This window comes from Chryseobacterium sp. OSA05B, assembly GCF_019970065.1.
Lineage (GTDB): Bacteria > Bacteroidota > Bacteroidia > Flavobacteriales > Weeksellaceae > Chryseobacterium.
Genome location: NZ_JAHXYH010000003.1, coordinates 265,764 through 289,315, shown reverse-complemented (window position 1 = coordinate 289,315; position 23,552 = coordinate 265,764). Strand labels below are relative to the sequence as shown.

At 39.8% G+C, this 23,552-nt stretch carries 23 protein-coding genes; 16 read left to right on the top strand and 7 right to left on the bottom strand.

What is annotated here, in order from left to right; translation table 11 throughout:
• Positions 1-7 precede the first annotated feature (7 nt).
• The 3 genes from LC419_RS13485 to LC419_RS13475 all read left to right on the top strand — a co-directional run bounded on the left by LC419_RS13485 (position 8) and on the right by LC419_RS13475 (position 4,464).
• On the top strand, positions 8-1,813 hold the full coding sequence (locus tag LC419_RS13485) for a hypothetical protein (RefSeq protein WP_223607851.1): 1,806 nt from the start codon (positions 8-10) through the stop codon (positions 1,811-1,813).
• Positions 1,814-2,035: 222 nt separating this feature from the next.
• Positions 2,036-2,980: an aldo/keto reductase gene (locus tag LC419_RS13480; protein ID WP_223607850.1), complete on the top strand. Its 945-nt coding sequence runs from the start codon at positions 2,036-2,038 to the stop codon at positions 2,978-2,980.
• 215 nt (positions 2,981-3,195) lie between these two features.
• The gene (locus LC419_RS13475) at positions 3,196-4,464 is read left to right on the top strand and encodes a hypothetical protein (RefSeq protein WP_223607849.1); all 1,269 of its coding nucleotides are present in this window, start codon (positions 3,196-3,198) and stop codon (positions 4,462-4,464) included.
• An 82-nt stretch (positions 4,465-4,546) separates the two neighbouring features.
• Here the strand turns inward: LC419_RS13475 and LC419_RS13470 are convergent, their stop codons facing one another.
• Positions 4,547-6,391: a chloride channel protein gene (locus tag LC419_RS13470; RefSeq protein WP_223607848.1), complete on the bottom strand. Its 1,845-nt coding sequence runs from the start codon at positions 6,389-6,391 to the stop codon at positions 4,547-4,549.
• 358 nt (positions 6,392-6,749) lie between these two features.
• Here LC419_RS13470 and LC419_RS13465 point away from each other — a divergent pair, with 358 nt between their 5' ends.
• The 5 genes from LC419_RS13465 to LC419_RS13445 all read left to right on the top strand — a co-directional run bounded on the left by LC419_RS13465 (position 6,750) and on the right by LC419_RS13445 (position 11,067).
• Positions 6,750-7,577 (top strand): complement C1q domain-containing protein, encoded by an 828-nt coding sequence (locus tag LC419_RS13465; RefSeq protein ID WP_223607847.1) that lies wholly within the window; start codon positions 6,750-6,752, stop codon positions 7,575-7,577.
• 10 nt (positions 7,578-7,587) lie between these two features.
• Positions 7,588-8,418 carry a hypothetical protein gene (locus LC419_RS13460; RefSeq protein WP_223607846.1) on the top strand — a complete coding sequence of 277 codons (831 nt, stop codon included), beginning with the start codon at positions 7,588-7,590 and terminating at the stop codon, positions 8,416-8,418.
• Positions 8,419-8,428: 10 nt separating this feature from the next.
• Positions 8,429-9,325, top strand: a complete 897-nt coding sequence (locus tag LC419_RS13455; protein WP_223607845.1) for a hypothetical protein — start codon at positions 8,429-8,431, stop codon at positions 9,323-9,325.
• A gap of 183 nt (positions 9,326-9,508) precedes the next feature.
• A complete protein-coding gene (locus tag LC419_RS13450) occupies positions 9,509-10,501 on the top strand; it encodes an aldo/keto reductase (protein WP_223607844.1) in 993 nt (330 codons plus the stop codon).
• Between the two features lie 32 nt (positions 10,502-10,533).
• Positions 10,534-11,067 carry a hypothetical protein gene (locus tag LC419_RS13445; RefSeq protein WP_223607843.1) on the top strand — a complete coding sequence of 178 codons (534 nt, stop codon included), beginning with the start codon at positions 10,534-10,536 and terminating at the stop codon, positions 11,065-11,067.
• 173 nt (positions 11,068-11,240) lie between these two features.
• Here the strand turns inward: LC419_RS13445 and LC419_RS13440 are convergent, their stop codons facing one another.
• Both LC419_RS13440 and LC419_RS13435 read right to left on the bottom strand, forming a co-directional pair.
• Positions 11,241-12,044, bottom strand: coding sequence for an SDR family oxidoreductase (locus LC419_RS13440; RefSeq protein ID WP_223607842.1), 804 nt, complete (start codon positions 12,042-12,044; stop codon positions 11,241-11,243).
• A gap of 115 nt (positions 12,045-12,159) precedes the next feature.
• Positions 12,160-13,818, bottom strand: coding sequence for an FAD-binding dehydrogenase (locus LC419_RS13435; protein ID WP_223607841.1), 1,659 nt, complete (start codon positions 13,816-13,818; stop codon positions 12,160-12,162).
• 149 nt (positions 13,819-13,967) lie between these two features.
• Here LC419_RS13435 and LC419_RS13430 point away from each other — a divergent pair, with 149 nt between their 5' ends.
• The 4 genes from LC419_RS13430 (at position 13,968) to LC419_RS13415 (ending at position 17,425) form a co-directional block, all read left to right on the top strand.
• The gene (locus LC419_RS13430) at positions 13,968-14,402 is read left to right on the top strand and encodes a rhodanese-like domain-containing protein (RefSeq protein ID WP_223607840.1); all 435 of its coding nucleotides are present in this window, start codon (positions 13,968-13,970) and stop codon (positions 14,400-14,402) included.
• Between the two features lies 1 nt (position 14,403).
• The gene (locus tag LC419_RS13425; RefSeq protein WP_223607839.1) at positions 14,404-14,913 is read left to right on the top strand and encodes a TlpA disulfide reductase family protein; all 510 of its coding nucleotides are present in this window, start codon (positions 14,404-14,406) and stop codon (positions 14,911-14,913) included.
• Between the two features lie 120 nt (positions 14,914-15,033).
• The gene (locus LC419_RS13420; RefSeq protein ID WP_223607838.1) at positions 15,034-16,509 is read left to right on the top strand and encodes a PLP-dependent aminotransferase family protein; all 1,476 of its coding nucleotides are present in this window, start codon (positions 15,034-15,036) and stop codon (positions 16,507-16,509) included.
• A 376-nt stretch (positions 16,510-16,885) separates the two neighbouring features.
• Positions 16,886-17,425, top strand: coding sequence for a GNAT family N-acetyltransferase (locus LC419_RS13415; RefSeq protein ID WP_223607837.1), 540 nt, complete (start codon positions 16,886-16,888; stop codon positions 17,423-17,425).
• Positions 17,426-17,515: 90 nt separating this feature from the next.
• Here the strand turns inward: LC419_RS13415 and LC419_RS13410 are convergent, their stop codons facing one another.
• The 3 genes from LC419_RS13410 to LC419_RS13400 all read right to left on the bottom strand — a co-directional run bounded on the left by LC419_RS13410 (position 17,516) and on the right by LC419_RS13400 (position 19,454).
• On the bottom strand, positions 17,516-17,683 hold the full coding sequence (locus tag LC419_RS13410) for a lmo0937 family membrane protein (protein ID WP_139222110.1): 168 nt from the start codon (positions 17,681-17,683) through the stop codon (positions 17,516-17,518).
• Positions 17,684-17,909: 226 nt separating this feature from the next.
• A complete protein-coding gene (locus LC419_RS13405) occupies positions 17,910-18,296 on the bottom strand; it encodes a DoxX family protein (RefSeq protein WP_223607836.1) in 387 nt (128 codons plus the stop codon).
• A gap of 180 nt (positions 18,297-18,476) precedes the next feature.
• Complete coding sequence (locus tag LC419_RS13400) at positions 18,477-19,454, bottom strand: polysaccharide deacetylase family protein (RefSeq protein WP_223607835.1); 978 nt, start codon at positions 19,452-19,454, stop codon at positions 18,477-18,479.
• Between the two features lie 88 nt (positions 19,455-19,542).
• Here LC419_RS13400 and LC419_RS13395 point away from each other — a divergent pair, with 88 nt between their 5' ends.
• Positions 19,543-20,394 carry an AraC family transcriptional regulator gene (locus LC419_RS13395; protein ID WP_223607834.1) on the top strand — a complete coding sequence of 284 codons (852 nt, stop codon included), beginning with the start codon at positions 19,543-19,545 and terminating at the stop codon, positions 20,392-20,394.
• 39 nt (positions 20,395-20,433) lie between these two features.
• Positions 20,434-20,898: an NUDIX domain-containing protein gene (locus LC419_RS13390; RefSeq protein ID WP_223607833.1), complete on the top strand. Its 465-nt coding sequence runs from the start codon at positions 20,434-20,436 to the stop codon at positions 20,896-20,898.
• Between the two features lie 4 nt (positions 20,899-20,902).
• Here the strand turns inward: LC419_RS13390 and LC419_RS13385 are convergent, their stop codons facing one another.
• Complete coding sequence (locus LC419_RS13385; RefSeq protein WP_223607832.1) at positions 20,903-21,430, bottom strand: hypothetical protein; 528 nt, start codon at positions 21,428-21,430, stop codon at positions 20,903-20,905.
• Between the two features lie 162 nt (positions 21,431-21,592).
• Between LC419_RS13385 and LC419_RS13380 the strand changes: the two genes are divergently transcribed.
• Together LC419_RS13380 and LC419_RS13375 are read left to right on the top strand one after the other, a co-directional pair.
• Positions 21,593-21,931, top strand: coding sequence for a MerC domain-containing protein (locus LC419_RS13380; RefSeq protein WP_223607831.1), 339 nt, complete (start codon positions 21,593-21,595; stop codon positions 21,929-21,931).
• Positions 21,932-22,123: 192 nt separating this feature from the next.
• The gene (locus LC419_RS13375; protein WP_223607830.1) at positions 22,124-23,521 is read left to right on the top strand and encodes an alkaline phosphatase; all 1,398 of its coding nucleotides are present in this window, start codon (positions 22,124-22,126) and stop codon (positions 23,519-23,521) included.
• Positions 23,522-23,552: the final 31 nt, after the last annotated feature.

The following is a 23,552-nucleotide window of genomic DNA, read 5'->3' as shown; positions in this document are numbered from 1 at the left end:
AAATAAAATGACACATAAACCGTTACACAATTTCCATATTCCGGTGATGGGTCTGGCGTATACCATAGACAGCCCGATCCGTGTAGCCCAATATGGAATTTCTTCCGTTATTTCCATTATCGATGATGAGATCCTGGAAAAAATGAAAGGCTTTTATAACAAGAAATTCAATCTGGATTATTTAGGAATTTCAACAAAAACAGAAGATTACAGAGCAAAAAGAATTACGGCTTACCTGGATATGGTAGATGATATCGTGAATGAAAAATTTGAATCTTTCAAACAGGAGATCACTAAAAACAAGGAAGCATTAAAAAACTTTATGGCCATACTGCCCAATACTTCAGATCTGAAAAGCGGGCTTCAGAATTTGGTCAGCCAAAAAGACAATTTAGGCTCTGGCATTAAAAATTTCATTGAATCCAATTTAAAGCCGGGAAGCATCGACGTCAATATCATGACGAAAGTGGATAAAGACAACTATAAAAAAGACGAGCAGCTTCCTGTCATGTTCAATGATGCGCACGCTTCACTTCGTGGCTTCGCTCAGAGTAAATTATCTTCTTCCATGGTGCTTTCTGCAGGAATGAATCCCCGTCTGTACAGCTATATCGAAGAGTTTGATGATTTCTTTCCTGATCAGAATGGCGTTCTGAAAAAGAAGATTATTCTTAAGGTAAGTGATTTCCGTTCAGCCATGATTCAGGGAAATTTTCTTGCTAAAAAAGGTCTTTGGATCTCAGAATACAGAATCGAATCCGGACTGAACTGTGGGGGTCATGCATTTGCTACGGAAGGTATGCTGCTGGGACCTATCATGGAAGAATTCAAGCAGAAAAAGAATGATCTGATCCAGTCTGCACATGCATTAATGATCGCTGCACTGGAACAGAAAGGGAAATATGCCGTTTCTGAGCCACTGGAAATGAAAATTACCGTTCAGGGCGGGGTGGGAACTTCCGAAGAACATGAGTTTCTGCTTGAAAACTATCAGGTAGACAGCGTAGGATGGGGATCGCCGTTTTTATTGGTTCCTGAAGCAACTTCTGTAGATACGGAAACCAGAAACCTGCTTGTAAAATCAAAAGAAGAGGACTTTTATCTGAGTAATATTTCACCTTTGGGCGTACCTTTCAATACGGTAAAAGGAACTTCCAATGAATTACTGAAAGAACAGAAAGAAGCCGCCGGGAAATACGGAAGCTCGTGTCCGAAAAAACTGCTGGCATTAAGCAAAGAATTTTCACCGCAGGGAACGTGTACTGCTTCTAAAAAATACCAGGATATTAAATTAAAAGAACTTCAGGCTGATCTTGAAATGACATCTGAGGAGTTTAACAAAAGGAAAACGGAAATTACGGATAAAGCCTGCCTGTGTGTAGGTTTGGTGAATGCCGCCTATATGGAGCAGGATCTGGAAATAAAAGGAGAAAAACAAGGCGTAGTGATCTGTCCGGGACCAAATCTTGCCTTTTTTGACAAAGAAGTTTCGCTTTCGGAAATGGTACAGCATATTTATGGAAATGCCAATATCCTTCCGGATAATCAGCGTCCGAATATGTTCATCAATGAACTGAAAATGTACGTTGATTATCTTAGAAAAGAAATCGCGAATTCTTCAGCACAAATTACCCATTCCCAAACGAAAAAATGGAATGCGTTCAAGAAAAATGTTCTGGAAGGTATTGAATATTACCATCAACTGTTTCATACATCCACTTTCTTCAAAAGCGGGTTGAAAACCATAGACCTGCAGCTGCAGGAATACAAACTGATGCTGGCAGCCATTGAGGTTCCTCAGGTTGAAAAGTAACAGTATTTTTTTTAATTGATAGATCAAACAGCTTTCATCGTGGAAGCTGTTTTTTATTTGATTCTGATGATGTAAAAACCTATTTAATAATGATAAAAAAGTAGAAATAATCACCTTTTCCATTTATACTAACTATAAACGGTATGCTTATTTTGAATCTGAATCCTCTCTGATATTCCTTACCTTAGATCCTTCTTAAATTTTTAATTACAATTCATTTTTATGGAAAAAAGGAATATAAAAAATACCGATCTGTCGGTAGCTCCTGTCAATTTTGGAGGAAATGTTTTCGGATGGACGCTGGATGAGAAACAGTCTTTTGATATATTGGATCAATTCACAGAAGCCGGATTCAATTTTATAGACACTGCTGACACCTATTCATGGTGGGTGAACGGAAAAGGAGGCCAGTCTGAGGAAATCATCGGAAAGTGGATGAAGAGCCGTGGTAACCGTCAGGACATCGTCTTAGCCACAAAGGTAGGATCCGAAACTAAAGAACACGGTTTTGACATCAGCAAAAAACATATTCTGAAATCGGTAGATGAATCGCTACAGAGACTTCAGACCGATCATATTGATCTTTATTACACCCATTTTGACGATCATACTACGCCAGTGGAAGAAACGCTTTCCGCGTACGATGAAATCATTAAAGCTGGAAAAGTACGCTATATCGCGGCATCCAATCTTTCTCCCGAGCGTCTGAAAGCATCATTTGAAGCGGCAGAAAAAAACAATCTTCCTAAATATGTGGCACTGCAGCCTCATTATAATTTAATGGAAAGAGAAGGCTTTGAAAAAAATTATGCTCCGCTGGTAAAAGAATTTGATTTAAGCGTATTCCCTTATTGGTCATTGGCTGCGGGTTTCCTTACCGGAAAATACCGTACAGAAGCTGATCTGGGTAAAAGCCAGAGAGGTGAGGGCGTGAGAAAATACCTTAATGATAAAGGACTTGAAGTGTTAAAAGCTTTGGATCAGGTGAGTGAAAAGCATCAGACGACACAAGGGACCACTGCTTTAGCATGGCTTTTGGCTAATCCACTGATCACAGCACCCATCGTAAGTGCCACCAGCGCATCTCAGCTGGATACCTTATTCAAAGCTCCGGAACTTATTCTTGATCAGGAAGATATTGAACTTCTTAATCGGGCGAGTAACTAACTTCAACTCAGAAACTTTATTTTAACTCAATAAAAAGATCCGTTCGGTAGGTACTGAGCGGATCTTTATTTGTGGAAATATCATGATAAAAAAGAAGCTAACCGCATTTGTGAATATGTTGTGAATGTACTGTTAAATATGGAAAAATTAATTATTTTTTATTTCTCATTAATTGGATTTATTAATATATTTGCGCCCTTTAAATACTAAGAACAATGAAGAAAAAACTACTGCCGCTATTCCTTTTTGGAGGTATGCTGGCCTTATTTTCACTACAGGGGTGTGCTCATGATGCACTAGAAACCGAAACTGAAACTGTGAAGCTTCAGGAAAATCCGCTTTCTTACATCAGAAAAAACTATGTAAAGGATATGGCCGCTATTTCGGGAAAGCAGATCGAATGGCAAAATGCAAGAACTTTTAAACATGAGAATAACGTTATTCTGATCTCAGTGCCGGTAAAAAATGAAAGCGAAAAATTGATTGAAGAACTGACATTCAGGATTGATGGTGACAAGGTTTCCGGTCATTTATGGAAATTCGAAGGTAATGAAAAATTTTCTGCTGAAGATCACAGACTCGCCGCTCACGAGATCATGAAAAAGATGACGGGAAATGTTACCTACATCGCATTGGAAGGTTCTATGAGATACCAAATCAAGGTGGTTGACGGAAAAATCATTTCGGATATTTCCTCCAAATTTTCGGGAGATGGAGATATGGATTCCTGTGGTAAAAAATGCCATGGTTCCATAGAAGAGGTCGTGATCACAGTACCTAACCCACCAACCAATCCACAGCCTCCGACAGGTCCGCCGATTCCTCCAATCACTGTCATTCCGCCTACCAATAACCCGAATGATCCCTGTACAAAAGCTCAGGCAGGTTCACAAAAAGCCACAGAAAATTCTAAAACACAGAAATTCAGTGAGGCGAAACAGGGAATTATCAATAATTTCAATCAAAACGGAAAAGAAAATGGAGTAGGTCTGGGACGAGACACTCCGAACGGTGAGCTTAAGGCAACCGGTGTACAGGAATTAAATGCCAACAGCGGGAATATCAGTAATCCATACAATTATCCTGAAGCTGATATCCATAACCATCCGGGGAATACGCCACCTTCTGCAGGAGATGTTTACAGTATGATCAGCTATCACAACAGCCATCAAAGCTTTAATACCAGATATATTGTAACTCCCGGTGGTACAGTCTACGCACTGGTCGTTACCAATGCAAACTTATTTGAATCTTTTATCTCGAACTATCCTCCAAGTCAGATTCCGGGTTTTGCCCCGAATTTTTCAGGAAGCATGTTTGACGATTATACAGATATTCCAAACAGAGAAACCGGGCTGGCGCATGTCCTGGATAAATACAATTCAGGAATTGCATTAACAAAAATGGATGCCAATGGTAATTTTAAGAAAATCAATGCCAAGCCGAACAGCAATGGAGGTTATTCGCAAACCCCTTGTCCATAATCTTTGAAATAATTGATATTGTAAAAGCGGCCTTAAAAGGCCGCTTTTTTATGTTTTCAGAATGTTTCTTAAGGTTAAAAATTTAATCAGAATATTCCTTTAAAAGCTGTCTGTAGCTCATCAGGATAGAAGATTTTGAAATAAATCCGATGAAATCATTGTTTTCACTGGTTACGGGAAGATTCCAGACGCCGGTATCATCAAAGATCTGAAGGATTTCCAAAGGCTGATTTTCCCGGTAAATGACTGCCGGCGGAGTTTTCATAATCTGAGCTACTGTTTGTAAATTGTCTATTTCCTTGTTAAATAGATACGGACGGATATCATCCAAAGTAAGAATTCCTTTCAGTTTTCCGGCTTCATCCGTGGCTGCGTAAATATTTTTGTTTCCGTTTTTTACCAGTTCAAATAAGTCATTAACAGAAGCATTTTCATTGATCGTTTCTGAAAATTTATCGATAAAATCTTCCGTTCTCAAGGCAAAAAGAAGGTTTTTATCATGCTTGCTGGTGAATATTTTCCCTTGATCAGCCAGAGATTTTAATTCCGGGGAAATCGGGGAGAACCATTTGGCGATAAGATAAGAAATAATAGAAACGATCATTAACGGAATAAAAAGATCATACCCGAAACTGGATTCAGCAATCAGGAATATGGCTGTAAGAGGGGCATACAGTACGCCACTCATGGCTCCGGCCATTCCTACCAGAACAAGATTCGTTACCGGAACTTCTGTAAATCCGATATGCTGACAGACCAATGCGAATAAATATCCCACGGTACCGCCTGCAAAAAGTGACGGAGCAAAATTTCCTCCGTTTCCTCCGCTGAAGATCGTAAATGACGTTGCAAAAGCTTTTAAAAGACACACCAGCACCAAAAATATAATGATGGTCCAGTCTCCGATCTCAAAATATCTGAAAAAACTGTTTCTGATAATAGAGTGGGTACTTCCGTTGGTAAATGCTTTTACCGTTTCATATCCTTCCCCAAATAATGGCGGAAAAAGAACACAAAGCAGTGACAGCACCAGACCTCCAAACATCGCTTTTCGCATTCTGGAAAGCTTAAGCCCTTTGATAAAATGCTCTACTTTTTGAGAAATCACGACAAAATAGCGTGCATACAATCCGGTTACAATCCCCAGAATAAGGTAATAAGGAACATTTTTATAATTAAAAGCCTCTCTCGCATAAAATCTGAAAAGGATATCTTCCTGAAGCAAAACCCGCGATAAAAGACTTCCACAAACCGCCGCCACTACCAGAGGAATAAAGTCTGTAAAGACGACACCTGTCAGAAGAATTTCAAAAGCAAACATAATCCCGGCAATCGGAGCATTGAATGCTGAAGCGATTCCCGCCGTAGCGCCTGCAGCCAATAAAAGCGTACGCTCCTTGTAACTGAGTCGGTAAGTTTGTGCATAATTGGAACCGATAGCTGCACCGGTAACCGCAATAGGACTTTCCAATCCGGCAGAACCTCCGAGTCCAACCGTCACCGCGCTCTGAATTACCTGTGAATACATTTTTACAGAAGCCACGATGCTTGAATTCTGGGCAATTTCATACAAAATAGCACCGATTCCTTTTCGGTCCTGACCTTTAAACAGAGTAATCACGATCGCAGTTGTCAATACAATTCCCAAAAAAGGAAAGACAATATAAAACAGGATTTGATACTCAAAATGGATATGGGTAATAAAATTGTGAATGGTATGAACAAGCGTTTTCAGAATTACTCCGGCCAGACCGGCAGTACATCCCACAAGGATTCCGGAAAGCACCAGAAACTGATTTCTGCTGAGTCTGTTATTCAGCCAATGCAGGATAAGCTCATAGCTGCGTGCCTTTTCCAGGCCGTACTCCTGAAAGTCTCGTTTAAATTTTAGAAAGCTTAAATATTTTTTTTTATTGTGAATTTTCACCTGGGAACCAATTTTAAAACCATAATGGTTCCGTAAATTTATGAAATATCTTGATAAGGAATTTTGGTACAACTGCCAAAAAACAGCAATGACTACATCTAAACACCTGATAGGTAGTTAATTATTTAATTTTAAATTTTTCTAATAAATTTTTAATAACAGAGATTACGGTTTTAATTAATATGCTTTTTTAAGGTAATTTATCCATTTTATATTCATGCTATAACTTTAGTTTTCTTTTTTTTAAATTCTTTCAAAAAGAATACTTTACTTTGCAGTCTGGAATTCAACAGTTAATGAATTATCTAAAAATAATTTAGATTTCATTAAAACAAGAACCATAAAAAAACACAACATAATGAAAAAAAACCTGCTATCACTGGCTCTGGTGATGTCGTCACTTATGAGCGCACAGATAGGAATCAACACCAGTTACCCACTGGGAAATTTGCACATAGACGGGGCAAAAGATAATGCCACTTCGGCAACTCCCGCACAGATCAGCAACGACCTTATCATTACCAGCACAGGCTTTATAGGAGCAGGGGTCTCCAATCCCGTTGTAAAACTTGATATGAGATCTTCAGGATTACAGAATGCAGTAGGACTAGGGTCCACAACGATGACAGCCAATGCTGCCGGTGCAGGTGCGGTAAGATATGAACCTACCCAGGCCAAAATTCAGGTATCTGACGGAAATGTCTGGGAAACCACCTTGATCCTGCCTACGAAAGCCGTAGTCGTTGCAAGAATGACAAGCCCGTTCTCAGTAGCCTACAATTCCGATGTTAATATTACCGGCTGGGACGAAGTGAGAGATCTCTCCAATAGCTTTGATCCTTCCACGGGAATTTTTACTGCCCCACGAGCTGGAGTGTATACGTTTCTGATGACCTATAATTTTGTTTCCGGCTCAGTCGCCAATTCTTCTGAAGTGACCAGCCAGTTTTACAGCCCCACTACAGGTGCTATTCTGGCCCGTTCCTACAAGACCTTTGCGCGCGCCAATGAAGATGCTCAGGTGGGTGGTTCTGCAGCGATTACGGTGAGTTTAAATGCCAGTCAGACGGTACGTCCTCAACTTAATCAGAATATTACAGGATCTGCGGTAAGAGCTTTAAGGGTAAACGCAGACTGGTCCAATCCGGATGCAGGTTTCAACAATCTGACTATTATTGAACATTAAAAACACAAAAATGAAAATGAAGACGCTCTATAAAGGATTGATCTTTTTCCTTCCCTTCTTTGTACAGGCACAAACCGGGGTATTCACGAAAGACCCCATGCAGACCTTTCATGTAGATGCTGCGAAAGATAACAGTAGTGTGCCCCCTTCGGCACCCCAGATATTAAATGATATTGTGGTGACATCTGAAGGCAAGCTGGGCGTGGGACTGTTAAATCCCAAAACAAAAGTAGATGTCCGTTCTGTCGATCAGAAAGGGATTATCGGCTTGGGTACGAGTACACAGACCGCTGCAGCTGCCGGTGGCGGAGCAATACGATACAATGCAGGAAATATTATCCAGTACTCCGACGGTGTGGCCTGGCATAATCTTCCCATGACATTGCCCCCAAAAGCACTGGTGCTGGCCAATAAAAGCAGCGCCCTAACTTTTACAAATAACGCGATCACACAGGTAGATGGATGGTCTGTACTTACCGATGCTCAGTCTAACTTTATGGCTAGTTCAGGAACTTTTACAGCACCGAGAAACGGATTTTATATTGTGTCTTTCAATATTACCCTGGCAGATGCAAATATTGCACAGAATTCGAGGATAGAGACCATTATTGAAAGTAGTACGGCCACGAATAATATCCAGACCTACAGGAGCGTAAATTCCTATCCTGCATGGGATGTTTCTACGGTCAGTAATATCGTAGGAGGCAACTGTACCGCTATTTTTAATTTGTCAACAGGCAATACGATTCAATTTAAAGTGTTTCACAATTTCGGAGGCAACAGAAGCATAAACACAGCTAACAGCGGTACCAATAACAGTATCAGCATTTACGAACTATAAACAAAGGATGATGAAATTAAATAAAAAAATGATGCTGTTCATAGGTCTTGGAGTTCTTTCCAACGCTGCGTCAGCACAGATAGGTATCGGTATTAATAATCCAAGCTCAGCCAATGCCGTTGAGATCAATGCGACTGAAAAAGTTGTAATCGACAAAACAGGAAAAATAGGCGCAGGAGTAGCGGCTCCCAAAATGGCGATTGATCTCAGAAATGGTGTTAATGGTTCTATGGCGATAGGAATGACCAATCAAACCGCTGCAGAAGCCGGCGCCGGGGCTGTACGTTACAATCCGAATCCAGCCATCGGAGTACAGGGATACATCGAATACTCTGACGGAACGGTTTGGGTACCTATTCTTCCGTATGGAAAACCGAGAATCGTAGTGATGGCAGAGAAAACCAACAATAATTCCACCGTTTTTGAAACCGGTCTCTGGCCGATAGGTGACTATACAGACGGAATTCCGGGAAGATCTTCTGCTTATCTTACTTCATGGACAGAAAAGCTGGATTCGGATTCCGGGCAGCCAAGAACAAATTTTAACCCTTCCACAGGAGAGTTTATAGCTCCAAGAGCAGGGGTCTATTTTGTGACTTTTACTTTTGCGCTTGCACCGAGCCAGGTGAACACCAGTTTCGGACAAAATCAGACAGAGGCTATCTGGGAAGTAAGGAATCCTTCAAATGCAGTGATACAGAGAATCAAAACCAACAACGGTTATCCACAGGATACGGGAAATGCTCCCAATGCTGTGATCGTAGGATCGGCAAGTACCGCAAGTTTATATCTGAATGCAGGGGATAAACTAAGACCTTTCGTATGGATCAATGTATCCTGGGATCCGGATAAGCGGCCTCTTTTGAATACGGGTGGTTACAATGTCTTAACGGTTGTTGAGCTCTAATGCTGCAAGCCTTATTGAATTTTAACCCTTCAATTAATTGATTTAATAAATACATTAAACTATTGTATTACAGTTGTTTTAACCTATTTATTTAAAGTGTATTTCTTATCTTTTTTTACTTTCATGGGTAAGCCCTGCACGATGTTTGCATCCTGTTTATGACCAACACTTAAATACAGTCATATGAAAACAGATGCTTTAATAGAAAAACACAGATTAGGAATAGGGGGAGTAGCCATAGGAACTGCCTTCGAAAATATAAGTGACGAAGAATCTCATCAGATTCTGCAGGCCGCATGGGACTTGGGTATCCGCTATTACGATACCTCTCCGTGGTACGGACTTACAAAAAGTGAAAGAAGATTCGGAGACTTTCTGAAAGGCCAGGACAGGAATGATTTTGTATTTTCAACCAAAGTAGGAAGATTGTTCCATGAAGTCCCGGAGTCTGAAGTTCCGCCTACCATGTGGAAAAAACCTTTGAATTATGATTTTAAGCATGATTATACCGCAGATGCTATAAAAAGATCCATTGCAGACAGTTTGCAGAGGACAGGGCTGAATTATATTGACATCGTTTATATTCATGATCTGTCTGAAGATCAGGTGGGAGACCGCTATCCTTATTTTCTGAAACAGGCGAGAGAAGGAGCATTCAAAGTTCTTTCCGAGCTGCGCGATCAGGGTGTTATCAAAGCCTGGGGAATGGGAGTGAATAAGATTGAACCCATCTTAGACTGTATTGAATCGGCAGATCCCGATATCTGTCTTTCTGCTACCCAATATTCAATCCTGGAACATGAAGATGCGGTTGACAGACTTCTTCCGGCTGTAAAAAAAGCAGGTGTAAAACTGGTTTCCGGAGCAGGGTATAACTCAGGATACATTGCAGGTAGAGAAAGATATAACTACAAAGATGTGATTCCAAAAGGGATGGCTGAAAAACGGGCCGGAATTGCTGATATTGCCAGAAAATATAATACAGATATTGTACACGCCGCCCTGCATTTTGTCCTGGCTTCTGATGAATTTGCTTCGATAATTCCCGGAGCGAGTACAACAGATCAGGTGAAAGATAATGTGGATGCGCTTAATGCAGATATTCCTTCAGACTTCTGGAATGAACTCAAATCTGAAGGATTGATCTACGAAAAAGCTCAGCTTCCCAACCGTTAGACATATATTTAATTACTTATAAACTAATTCTTATGATCCGGAAAATAAATGTAACGGCGCTGATCATTTTGGGAATGACCCTTCTTCATTCCTGCAGCGATAAAAAGGCTGAAAATCTTCAATCTGTTCTCACTAAAAAAGAATCCCAGACCTCCGGCATGCTGATTGGTGAAAAAGGATTTGAATCCGCGAAACTGGATTATCTGATCGCTCATGATTACATAAAAGCGCTGTATATCATCGACAAAGAGGAAGCTGAATTCAACAGGATCATTACAGATATTGAAAAAATAGATACTGAAGGTATTAAGAATGGAAAAGAAGTTAAGCAGGCAGCGGTCAATTATTATGTTGTGCTGAAAGAACTTTTTATGTTTTCAAGAAAAGAAATTGAACAGGAAAAACTGATGCGGTACAGTAAGGATGAAAAGGTAATCCGTGCTGCACAGGATAAGATGCTTGAACTGGGTCGCGAAAAGCAACAACTGTATCAGAAAGTGTTCAAAGCAGATGAAAAACTTTTTACCATACAAAGACAGTTTGAATCTGAGAATCAGTTGAAATAACCTGATTTTAAGCTGGAAGATGGAAGTTTATCGATGTTAAGGATTTCAACCTTGACATCGATTTTTCTTTTTGCTGCATTTTCAATGATGATGGTTAATAAAACTGCACGGGAGCGATGTTTTATACTTCAATAACTTCCCTCTTCCAGCTTCCAACTTCCTGATATTAACAATTAAACCACTTTTGCTTTACGCACAATTCTCGCGAGCAGACCTGGAAAAAATCTCTTCAGATAAGTTCCCATCACTTCCTGACCGCCAATAGCCGCCTGGTTTTTCTTTTTCTCTATTGCAGCAAGCATCTTTCTGGCAAAAACATCAGCAGGCATTCCGTTTCCCGTAGCATCATCCATTGTTCCCTGCAGAGAACCATCGCCAGTGACTGCATTAATAGAAATATTCGTCTGTATAAAACCGGGGCAGATGAGTGTTACCAGAATTTTCCTCGTGTATAATTCAGCACGCAACGCATCAAAAAAACCGTGAAGGGCATGCTTTGCAGCGGCATAACTGCTTCTCATCGGAGCTCCGAAAACTCCCATAAGACTGGTTACGACAGCAATCTGACCACCACCGTCCCTTATCATATAAGGAAGAACTGTTTTAGTAAGGGCCACGGTTCCTAAAAAATCAACATCCATCAGTCGTTTGTCTACTTCAATATCTGTTTCCATAGCGAGAGATCGCTGTGAAAGCCCTGCATTGTTGATCAGAATGTCAATTTTCCCGAATTTTTCTATCGCTTCTGCTGCAATATCCGGCATCTTTTTATACTCTTCCAGATCCAATGGCAGTACAGCAAAACGGGAAGCATCCAGTCCTGCCTTTTCAGCAACGGCATACAGTTGTTCTCTATTTCTTGAGGAAAGAATCAATTTCGCACTGGTTTTGGCAGCCAGCTCATTGACCAGCGCTTCTCCGATTCCTGATGAAGCTCCTGTAAGCCAAACCACTTTATGATCAAAATATCTGTTCATTGTATTGGTATCTAAAATCTTGTTTCTTGGCTCTTATTTCTTAAATCTATCATTCACCATTCACTTGCAAAGCAAAATTTACCTTTCACCATTGACATTTAAGAATTGAAACTCTCTAAAGTCCAGCAATATATCGCCCGGCTGTCATCCCTGAGAAGATACATCCACCCAGAAATGTTCCTTCTAGCGCTCTGTAGCCATGCATTCCGCCACCTCCAAAGCCTGCGGCTTCTCCCGCTGCATAAAGCCCTTCAATGACACTGTCGTCTTCCCTTAAGACCTGTCCGTTGAGATTGGTCTTAATTCCTCCGAGTGTTTTCCGGGTAAGAATATTGAGACGGACAGCGATGAGAGGGCCGTTTTCAGGGGCTAATATTTTATGCGGAGCGGCTACACGGCCTAATTTATCCCCTAAATAATTTCGTGTATTCCGGATATAATTGACCTGGGTATCTTTTGAATACTTATTGTCCAGTTCACGGTCTCTGGCTTCGATCTGTTCTTTAATTTTTTCATAGTTTAAAAGACGCTTGCCGGACAGTTCGTTCATTCTTTCTACCAGATCTTTCAGATCATTGGAAACAATAAAATCCTTTCCGTGTTCCTTAAAAGCTTCTACAGGTCCCGGTGCTTTTTTTCCAAAGATTCTTTTTAGGAAAAGTCCGTAATCTTTATTCGTAATATCCGGATTCTGTTCTGATCCCGAAAGGGCAAATTCTTTCTTAATAATCTTCTGTGTCAGAATAAACCATGAATAGGAAAACCCAGTATCCTGTATGTGTTTCAGTGTTCCTAATGTATCAAATCCGGGCAGAAAAGGAGCGGGGAGACGATTTCCATTAGCATCAAACCACAACGAAGACGGACCGGGTAATATTCTTATGCCGTGTTTGGGCCATATCGGGTTCCAGTTTTGTATGCCTTCCGTATAATGCCACATTCTGTCAGGGTTGATAATATGTGCTCCGGAATTTTCTGTAATCCCGATCATTTTACCATCCACATAACCGGGAACACCACAAATCATATTTTCAGGGGCTTTTCCTAATCTTTCCGGCCAGTTTTTCCTTACCAGCTCTTGATTGGCACCAATTCCGCCGGATGCCACAATGACGTGAGGAGCATGATATTCAAAGGGAGCGATCACATTTCTGTTGGTTTCAACGCCTCTTTCTTTGTCATCATTTTCAAGGATATCGCCTTTAAGACCTTTAATTTTGCCATTTTCTGTGATCAGTTCAGTGACTCTATGCCTGAATTCCATCTGTAGAAGACCATTTTCCTTAGCCTCGTAAGCTTTTTCTACAAAAGGTTTTATGACGCCTGTTCCGGTTCCCCAACTGACATGAAACCGTGGCACAGAATTCCCATGGCCGGTTGCTGATCCGTCACCACGTTCTGCCCATCCTACCATAAACATTAGCTTAATCCCCAGTTTAGAAATATAAGTGTACTTCTCATTGGCCGCGAATTTCAAATAAGCTTCTGCCCATTTTCTGGGCCAGTAATCTTCCTCACGGTCAAAACCAGCCGTCCCTTTCCAGTCCTGAAGAGCTAGTTCATAAGAATCTTTAATTCCCATTCTTCGCTGTTGGGGAGAATTGATCAGAAATAGTCCTCCAAATGACCAGAATGCCTGCCCACCGATGTTCTGTTTCGTTTCCTGATCCAGAAGAAGCACTTTTTTCCCGACGTTGGTAATTTCCATAGCAGCCGTAAGTCCTGCTAATCCAGTTCCTACAATAATAACGTCAGGCTGGAACTTTTCTTCCATGGTATTGATTGGGTTTTGTTTGTACTTTCATGATATATCTACAATAAATATATAAATTTTTTAAGCTCAGATGGATTAAAACAGATCAAACTTCCTTATGCTTACCATAGATCTGATGGCTAATTTCATATCTTTGTTAAAAAAGAAGAATGAAATATTTGTTTATCATGGCTTGTATGGTCTGTTCCATGTTCAGCCAGTTTTCCGCACAGCAGAAACAGGATCCGTGGAATGAAAGTCAACTAATGGATCCCGCGCTTTTAGCCGCAAGAATCACAGAAAACAAAACAAAAGACGTCGTAATCATTTCTGTGGGTCCGGAAGCTATTATCAAAGGCTCCGTGGATATCGGTCCAACCCATGAACCTGAAAATCTTGAAAAATTAAGAAACTATCTCAAAAACATCCCGAAAGGAAAAGAAGTAGTGATTTACTGCGGTTGCTGTCCTTTTGTGAAATGTCCAAACATCCGTCCTGCATTTAATCTGCTACAGGAAATGGGATTCAAAAATGCCAAACTTTTGAACCTTCCCAAAAATATCAAAGTAGACTGGCTGGACAAAGATTATCCTACCAATGATTAGTATGAGAGCTTTTCTTACTTTATTTTCTGTACTTATTCTTACAGGATATACCGCTGCACAGCAGACTAAAATAGAGATTGGCCATCAAGCCCCTGAAATCACTTTATCAAAACCAGATGGCAGCTCATTTTCTCTTTCATCATTAAAAGGAAAAGTCGTCCTGATCGATTTCTGGGCTACCTGGTGCGCTCCGTGCGTTGGTGAACAGCCGGAACTGAAAACTTTATACAACACTTTTTCTGATCAGGTGAAAGGACAACAGTTTGAAATCTTAGGCGTTTCTTTGGATAAGAACAAAGAGAGCTGGCAAAAAGCTATAGACCGTTTCGTCATCAACTGGATTCAGGTGAGTGACTTGAAATTCTGGAAAAGTCCTGTAGCTAAAGCCTATAATATCGAGGAGCTTCCTTTTAATGTGATTATAGATGGGGAAGGGAAAATTATAGCTAAAAATCTTCACGGGAAGGAGCTGGAGGAGTTTCTTGGTACGTACTTCAGAAAAAAGAAATAATAGTAAATATGTCATTACAGAGCGGTCGTTGTACCGCTCTTTTTTATTGAGAGATTTTTTTTGGCTTCATGAAAATATTCAGGCAATATTGGTTTATATTTATGATTCAATATATGTAAAATGGATAGTCCAATATTCAAGCAGATTCTGAATGATTTTGAACTGAACCGCAGTTTAGAAAAGCCTGTTTACCTTCAGCTTGCCGATCGTATTCTTTCTTTGATAAAGACCGGAAAGATTCAATCCGGGCAGAAGTTACCCAGTTCGAGACAGCTGGCTGATATTTTGAATATTAATAGAATTACCGTTTCTAAAGCTTATGAAGAATTACAGACTCAGGGCTGGCTGGAAAGCTTTGTAGGAAAGGGAACCTTTATCTCCTCCTATCTTCCTGAATACAAACCTGAAACCCTTCAGGGCTCTCATCAGCTTATTCCACAAAAACAGGCAGGGTTTAAGATCGATCAAAAGGATTATCTTGTGACTTTTTCTCCGGTCAAAGCAAAACTTCATCTGGACGATGGATTTCCCGATCCTACGCTTGCTCCGCTCCATGAATTATACCGGGCTTACAGAAATCAGCTGACCAGAAGCGGACTCTATGACAAATTCGGAAACTACAGCTATCCGGATGGTTCCGTTTATTACAGAGAAGCTATTTCAAAATATCTGACTGAAAGCAGAGGACTGAAAACGACCTTAAAAAATATTCTTTCTGTGCGGGGTACTTTAATGGGTCTTAATACTGTCTGCAATGGATTGATAGAGCCCGGAGACACTATTGTTTCCGGCTATCCGGGATGGGGAAGGGCTGAAGCGAATTTTGCTCATGCCAAAGCCAATCACATGATGATTCCTGTGGACGAACATGGTCTTGTAGTAGATGAATTGAAAAAAATCTGTGAAAAGCAACAGGTGAGAATGGTTTATGTAACTCCACATCATCATTTTCCGACTACGGTTCCGCTTCGTATCGACAGAAGACTTGAGCTGCTGAGACTGGCGAAAGAATATCAGTTCATTATCTTTGAGGACGATTACGATTTTGATTTTCATTACAGTCATCGACCGCTGCTTCCATTAGCAAGTGCGGATGAAAACGGAATGGTGATTTATTGTGGTTCATTCAGTAAAACGCTTTCTCCTGCTTTCAGGATGGGCTATCTGGTGGCTTCTGAAAATGTGATCGAATATCTTTCTAAAATACGTCTTTTGCTGGATCGTCAGGGAGATCATATTCTGGATAATGCCATGGGAGAAATTCTGAATGATGGCACGGTACAGCGATACCTCAGAAAAACGTTGTTGGTCTACGAAGAAAGAAGGAATTTTTTCTGTCAACAACTAAGCGATAAACTGAAAGATGCCGTGGAATTTACAATACCCACCGGAGGAATGTCTGTCTGGACAAAATTTGACAGGTCCATTGACCTTGAAAAATTAGCTAAAAAAGCTTTGTCAAAAGGATTATATGTATCAGACGGAAAAGCTCACCGATATCCTCAATTTGATGAAAATGCCTTAAGATTAGGATTTGCATCACCGTCTCTTGAAGAACTGGAAAGGAGTGTAGCTATTTTGAAGGAAGTCTTGTAAAATAAAATTAGGCCCAGTCTTAAAACCTTTGTAGAATTTTTGTATTGATGCATTCTCACAGATTTAGCTGAAGGAACAGATTCTCATTTCACACTTTTTAAACATTAAAATCAATGAAGAATGTAAGGTTAGTTAAGATAAGCTATACGTCTTGAAGCGAAGCTAAAACCTAATATTCTTAAAAGCTTAACACAATCTTAATGGTTTGAATTTTTTTAGCAGATTATAATGGTATAACAGATTAGGACGCAAAAATCTGCATCTCAAGTTTTGCAATTGGTCTTAAATTGGTCTATTCATTTTATTCATAATGGACTATTTGTGACCTCCAATACTGGTTTAATTTTGTACAAGTTAAACCCGTAAAATTTATATGATGAATTTCAATATTCAACCTATTTTAGAAAATGAAAAAGTGCGTCTTATGCCTTTGAAGAAAGAAGATTTCGAAGTGCTGTACGCCTTAGCTTCCGATCCCAAAATATGGGAACAGCATCCGCAGAAAAACCGCTGGAAAAAAGAAGAATTTGACAAGTTCTTTGAAGGGGCAATGGTAAGCAAGGGAGCTTTTAAAATTATAGATAAAGAGACCAATACGATCATCGGAAGTACCCGTTTCTATGATTATCATGAAGAGGAAGACATTATATTCATCGGTTATACTTTTTTCACAAGAGATTATTGGGGAACAGGGATCAATCCTTCGGTGAAATCGCTGATGATGAGTTATATTTTACAATTTGTTTCCAAGGTGGGATTTCATGTAGGCGCGCATAACATCCGCTCTCAGATTGCGGTAGGCCGTATTGGCGGGGAGAAAACAGCAGAGCAGGAAATAGCCTATTTTGGAGAAAGTCCCCAGATCAATTTCATTTATGAAATTACCAGAAGCAAGTGGGAATCTGTGAATTTATAAAATGTAATGATATAATTTTCAGTTTCCAATGATCTGATTAAAAGCTATTTCCTGCCGTTTACTGTTATTTTTAAGGATTACAATAATAGATTAAAGTGGTTTTTTACCCGAAATGATATTGTAAAGAACTACAATAATGGCAATAACCAATAAAACGTGAACTAAATATCCGGTACTTATACCAGGCACGATGTTTAACATTCCTAGAAGCCAAACGACAATACAAATGACAGCGACTAACCATAATAAATTTCTCATGACTTTAAATTTTTAATGTTATTTGCTTAATTTAATACACATTCTATGCCTTTATAGGTTAAAAGATTAAAATGTGGTACCTATATTGTTTTATCACTTAAAATTAGACAGGTTATTTTATATTTTCAACAAGTCTTTAAATCACTAAATAACAGTGCTTTAAATCCGAATAAATAAAAAAATGGAAGGGACAGAAATGAATATCTGCCCCTTTTTATTTAAACCTTTATTTTCGATCTAAAGCATAGCGGTTATCTTCCAGTCTGCTGATCAGAATATAGAAGAATAAGGCATAAATCATCTGTATTCCCATAGCTTCCCAGTTTTCAATGGTACTGCTTCCGAAAAGCAGCGCAATGATGAGCACGGCTCCTGCACAATTGGCGATCCGGGTCTTAAAACCAAGGATAAGCATTGCCCCAATCAGAAATTCAAGGAAGGGTAGAGTTGTACTGAACAGATGCACAAGCGGCGGTGGCAGCCAGCTTTTTTCAAAACTTTTCGTCATTCCTTCTGCAAAAACAGAGAGTTTAGGGATTCTGGCTAAACCGTGCCCCAAAAGATTTATACCCATGGATGCACGCAACAGGAAATAGGCTATATTTTTATTCATAATGTTTCATTTTTTTTAGATGGAAGAGGGAAGTTTGTACAAGCCGAAAGTCACTACTTGTCTTATTATTTAATATTTGTATTTCAAATGATTAAACGTAAATAATCTCTATCAAAGGTCTGTCAGACCATGATCGTCTTTCAGAACCTCAATATTCCATCTTCATACTCCCAAACCTTCCTAGTTATTATATTTCTCCTCACTATTGTCCACGGGAGTTTGCGGATCAGTGACCACCATTTTTGCGATATCGTCTTTACGCATAAAAACAACGCCTTGCTTTTCCTTGGTATATTTAATGAATTCTTCCATTGCATGGACCATTGCAGGTGTTCCGCCAATTCTGTCGTGAAAACTGATGCTCATCATTCTTCTCTTTGAAGCTCCTTCTTCATACAAACGGTCAAATTCAAATTTTAGCTGGTTAAGAAACTGATCCGGACTCCAGTTTTTTCCTTCCATATTGACAATATCATTATTTCGGAGCGTGTAAGGCATCACAACAAAGTTTTTTCCACTTACTTTGGTGATAAAAGGCTCATCACGGCTTAGGTCATCAATGTGATAAAGAAAACCCAGTTCCTGCAGGACTTTTAAGGTATTCGGACTTCTTCGGAGCCAGTTACAATTATAGCCTACTGCTTTTTGTCCGGTAATTTTTTCCACTGCATCTACGCCATCTTTTACAAAACGAAGTTCATCAGCATAGTTTTTATTCCATTGGTTGTCCCAGGCAATTCCGTGGGCTGCGATTTCATGTCCTCCGGCGGCAATCGCTTTTGCAATATCGGGGTATTTTTCAGCGGCGGTTCCTACAACGTGGGAAGTTACTTTAATGTCATACTTTTTCCAGAGATCCAGCATGCGGTAGATTCCTTCATTGGCTCCGTACCGGTACCAGCTTTCTGCTGGCAGATCGGGTTGTCCTTTGGGAAGGGGAGTTCCGCTGAACGGACTTTCTGCCCCTTCGGGTTGTCCACCCGTTTCAAACTGCATGGATACTGAAATAACGAGCTGAGCACCGTTTGGCCAGTGTTTTTTAGAAGCTGTTTCCGTTTTAGCAGATGATTCCGCCCGATCTTTTTTATTTTGATCAAAGCAGGAAACCATGAATATCGCGGAAGCAATAACTAAGGCGGATTGTTTTAAATATTTCATTTTTAATGGTTTATTCCGCAAAATTGTTCAAAAAACGAATAATCTCTATTGTAATAATTTATGCTAAATTTGTAAAAATCCATGTTTCATGAAACGTATTGTGAATTTCAGTTCTTTTAATGTATTCAGTATTGAGAAAGAGGTTTGGGACATTGAATACCACAACCATAATTTCTACGAACTGATCGTTATTGAAAGCGGCAAAGGAATACATCATCTGAACGGCGTTACTTTTACCTATAAAAAAGGGGATGTTTTTCTGCTTCGGCCGAGTGATGCGCACGAATTTTCTATAAAAAACAAAACCACATTCATTTATATAAAGTTCACAGAGCAACATATCTGGGAAAGTCTGCAGACCGATAAGAAAAAAGAACTGAGCAAGGTTGTTCAAATGCTGATGGAAGACCGTTCTTTCGTGTATGAATCAGCGATTAAAAATAAGGCCGACAGAGAACACATTTTGCAGCTTGCCCGAATCCTTCTCCATGAATTCACGGACAAAAATCTGTACCATAAAGAAACGTGCGCAGATCTTTTTTCAGCGATGATGACTATTCTCATCAGGAATACGATGAACAGCGGTGGTTTGGAACAAATTGCGCAGGGGTTGAATCAGGCGGAAAGAATTCTGTATTATATCAATGTAAATGCAATGAATCCGGACAAGATGAAGCTTGAGCATTTGGCGCGGGAATTCATGCTTTCACCCAATTATATCAGTATCTACATTAAAAAGCAGACTGGATTTTCCGTACAGCAGCATGTCATGCAGCATAAAATAAAAGCGGCAGAAAAGCTTCTGAAACAAAGCAATTATAATATTAATGAAATTGCAGATCAGCTTGGATTTAATGATGCCAGTCATTTTAATAAAATCTTTAAAAGCTATACAAATACGGCTCCATCCGCATTCAGGAAAAGCGGTAAACCTGTCTGATCAGTAGTTTTTCTTCTAAAATAATGTATCTTTAAGACAATGAAAACAAGTGCGGGTATTTTATTGTTTAAAAGAGATCAGAATCATTTATATTACTTTCTGGTGCATCCCGGAGGTCCTTTTTGGAAGCATAAGGATGAAGGAGCCTGGTCTATCCCGAAAGGTGAAATCTCACCCGATGAAGATCCACTCGAACGTGCACTTATTGAATTTAAAGAAGAAACCGGTCAATCCGTGGAAGGAGAGTTCATTCCGTTGCAGCCTGTTAAGCAGAAAGGCGGGAAAACAGTCTATGCCTGGGCGTTAGAAAAAGACATTGAAACCTCAGGACTTTACAGCAATACCGTAGAAATAGAATGGCCTCCAAGATCCTCTGCAATGATTGAAATTCCGGAAGTCGACCAATGGGAATGGTTTGAATCAGCAGAAGCGCAAAAAAGGATCAATATAGCACAGGCCGGCTTTATCACGGAACTGGAAAAAATACTAAAGGAAAAAGAGTAGGGTTTTATTTTTTGATCCCGATCGTCTTTAAAGCTTTAGCCGTCAGGAAAATAGTATCGAAAACAGTAAGCGATTCCACATCCGGAAATGCAGGTGACATCAGATCGCTTTTATTGAAGGACAGTTCAATACTTGGGTTATAGGAAGCTTCAATCCTTACCACAGAATATCCGTTGTAGGCTACGGTAAAGCCCTCAAACACACAGTTTTGCTCTGCCTTCTGGTATTGAATATTCTCTTCAAATCCGGTTGCATTATTTCTTTTCCCGTCATTATGTTCAAGGGATTTCCATGCGGTATAATTTTTCGGTTCTTTCAGTGCATTTCCTTGTGCATCTACAGGAACAAACATTCCAAGCGTTAAAGGTTTTCTCAGAAATTGGGCATAGTTTTTCATCAGGCTCAAGGTCTGAAGATCGGCGTATCCTTCGTTGGAGTAATACTCGATGACAAAATCCGTCATCGGAATCAGCTTATGGGAAGCTTCGGTGGGCATATTGGGTGTTTTCTTTTGTGAAAATAAAATTAGCATTTTTATTGGGTTCAAACAAGACTAATGGCAAGATAAAAGCAGTGTTTCAACCGGATAGGGCTAATTTGTTTTGATTATTAATTGCAACAAAGTTGCGTTATTTAGTTTTTATCTCTACTTTTGCCATAGAATTACAATAAGAAATTTAAATCCCTTTAGTTTATGAAATCGAAAATTCTTGATGCAGTTGGAATTTCTGCGGCAGTTCTGTGTCTTATTCATTGTATTGCTTTTCCTTTGTTAATGATCATTCCCCTGGGAATATCGCACAATCCTTATATCGATCTGGCTTTCCTTGTTATTGGTGCCGTAGTAGTTTACAGAGTGACCAGACGTATGACCAGCCGATGGCTGAAACTGTTGTTCTGGGCTTCCATTGTTCTGATCTCTGTTTCCGTTTTGGCCGATTTTATCTTTGAAGTTCATATCCCTTTGATTTATGCAGGTGCAGCAGGATTAATTGCAGGTCATATTATTAATTTTAAAAATCATAAACACTAGATTTTGGATATAAGGAAATTAAAAGGGACAGGATTCTAATTACCGGAAAACTGTTAAAATTATCGCTCAACAATAACTTCCATCCTCCCTCTTCCAGCTTCCAGCCTTAATTCAAAATTCATAATTAATTAACGCAACGTTGATTCAATAAATAAAATAGTTTTCTAACTTTCTCTACGAAATTGTATGATCATGGACAGACGTAAATTTTTAAAAGGTTCAGCATTACTGTCAGGCCTTCTTACTTTAAACCCGGTTGATTTCTTTGCTAATAATGGGAAAAACATCCCGGATTCCGGGAAAAAGGCAAAGAATATTATTTTCATGGTCAGTGACGGAATGAGCTCAGGAACTTTGGCCATGGCCAATCTTTATTCCCAGAATATCTTGGGTAAAAACGGCAACTGGATGAATCTCTATCATGAAAATAAAGTTTCACGGGCGCTTATGGATACGGCTTCAGCCAGTTCTGTCGTGACGGATTCGGCTGCAGCCAGTTCTTCTTTCGGTGGCGGATTCCGGGTGAAAAACGGGGTCCTGAATGTTGGAGCCAACGGTGAAAAATATCTTCCCATCTGGCAAAAATTCAAAAAAGCAGGAAAAAAGACGGGTTGTGTAACGACTGTAACCATTACCCATGCAACGCCGGCGGGCTTCTGTGTGAATTCAGACAGCAGAAATGCAGAAAGTGAAATTGCGGAAATGTATGCTGAAATAGGTTTTGATGTGATGATGGGCGGCGGTGATGAATTTTTTAACCCTTCAAAAAGGAAAGATCAAAAAGATGTGTACGCCCTTTACAAACAGAAAGGTTATCAGGTTCTGAAAAACAAAACCGATCTTAAAAATACAGAAAAAGGGAAGAAGATTTTAGGGGTCTTCAATTCCGGAGCTTTGCCATATTCCATCGACAGAGCTCATATTTCCGAACTTCAGACTACGCCGTCTCTTGCCGAAATGGCGCAAACAGCCATTGATCAGATGAAAGATCATAAGGAAGGTTTCGTATTACAGATCGAAGGCGGAAAAGTAGATTGGGCAGCTCATGCCAATGATATTGCTGCTTTGATTCATGATCAGCTTGCCTTTGACGAAGCCGTAAAAACAGCCATTGATTTTGCAGAGAAAGATGAAAATACTCTCGTCATTATCACTACAGACCACGGGAATGCCAATCCGGGAACCATCTACGGTGCTGATGCCACGAAAAACTTTAACAGCATCTCCAATTATCAATACACCAATGAATATATTCTGAATGCTATCCATCCGGATTTTAATCTTCAGAAAATGAAAGACTGGATCTATGAAACCAATGCAATAAGCCTTGCCGATGACGAAGCCAAACATTTGCTCAGCTTTTATTCAGGGCTGGAAAAGCAGGAAGCCGGACTTTACAACTATAAAAAACTGCCATTCAAGGCCTATTCAGATATTCAGAAGAAGCATAATTCTGTCGGCTGGATCAGTATGGATCATTCGGGAGATTATGTTGAAGTCGCGGTTTATGGCCCGGGAAGAGAGCTTTTGCCGGCTTTTATTAAAAATACGGATTTGCATTATCTGATGTTGAAAGCGGCGCAGGTATAGGTTAATTTATTTGCCCATTCTGTCACTTTTC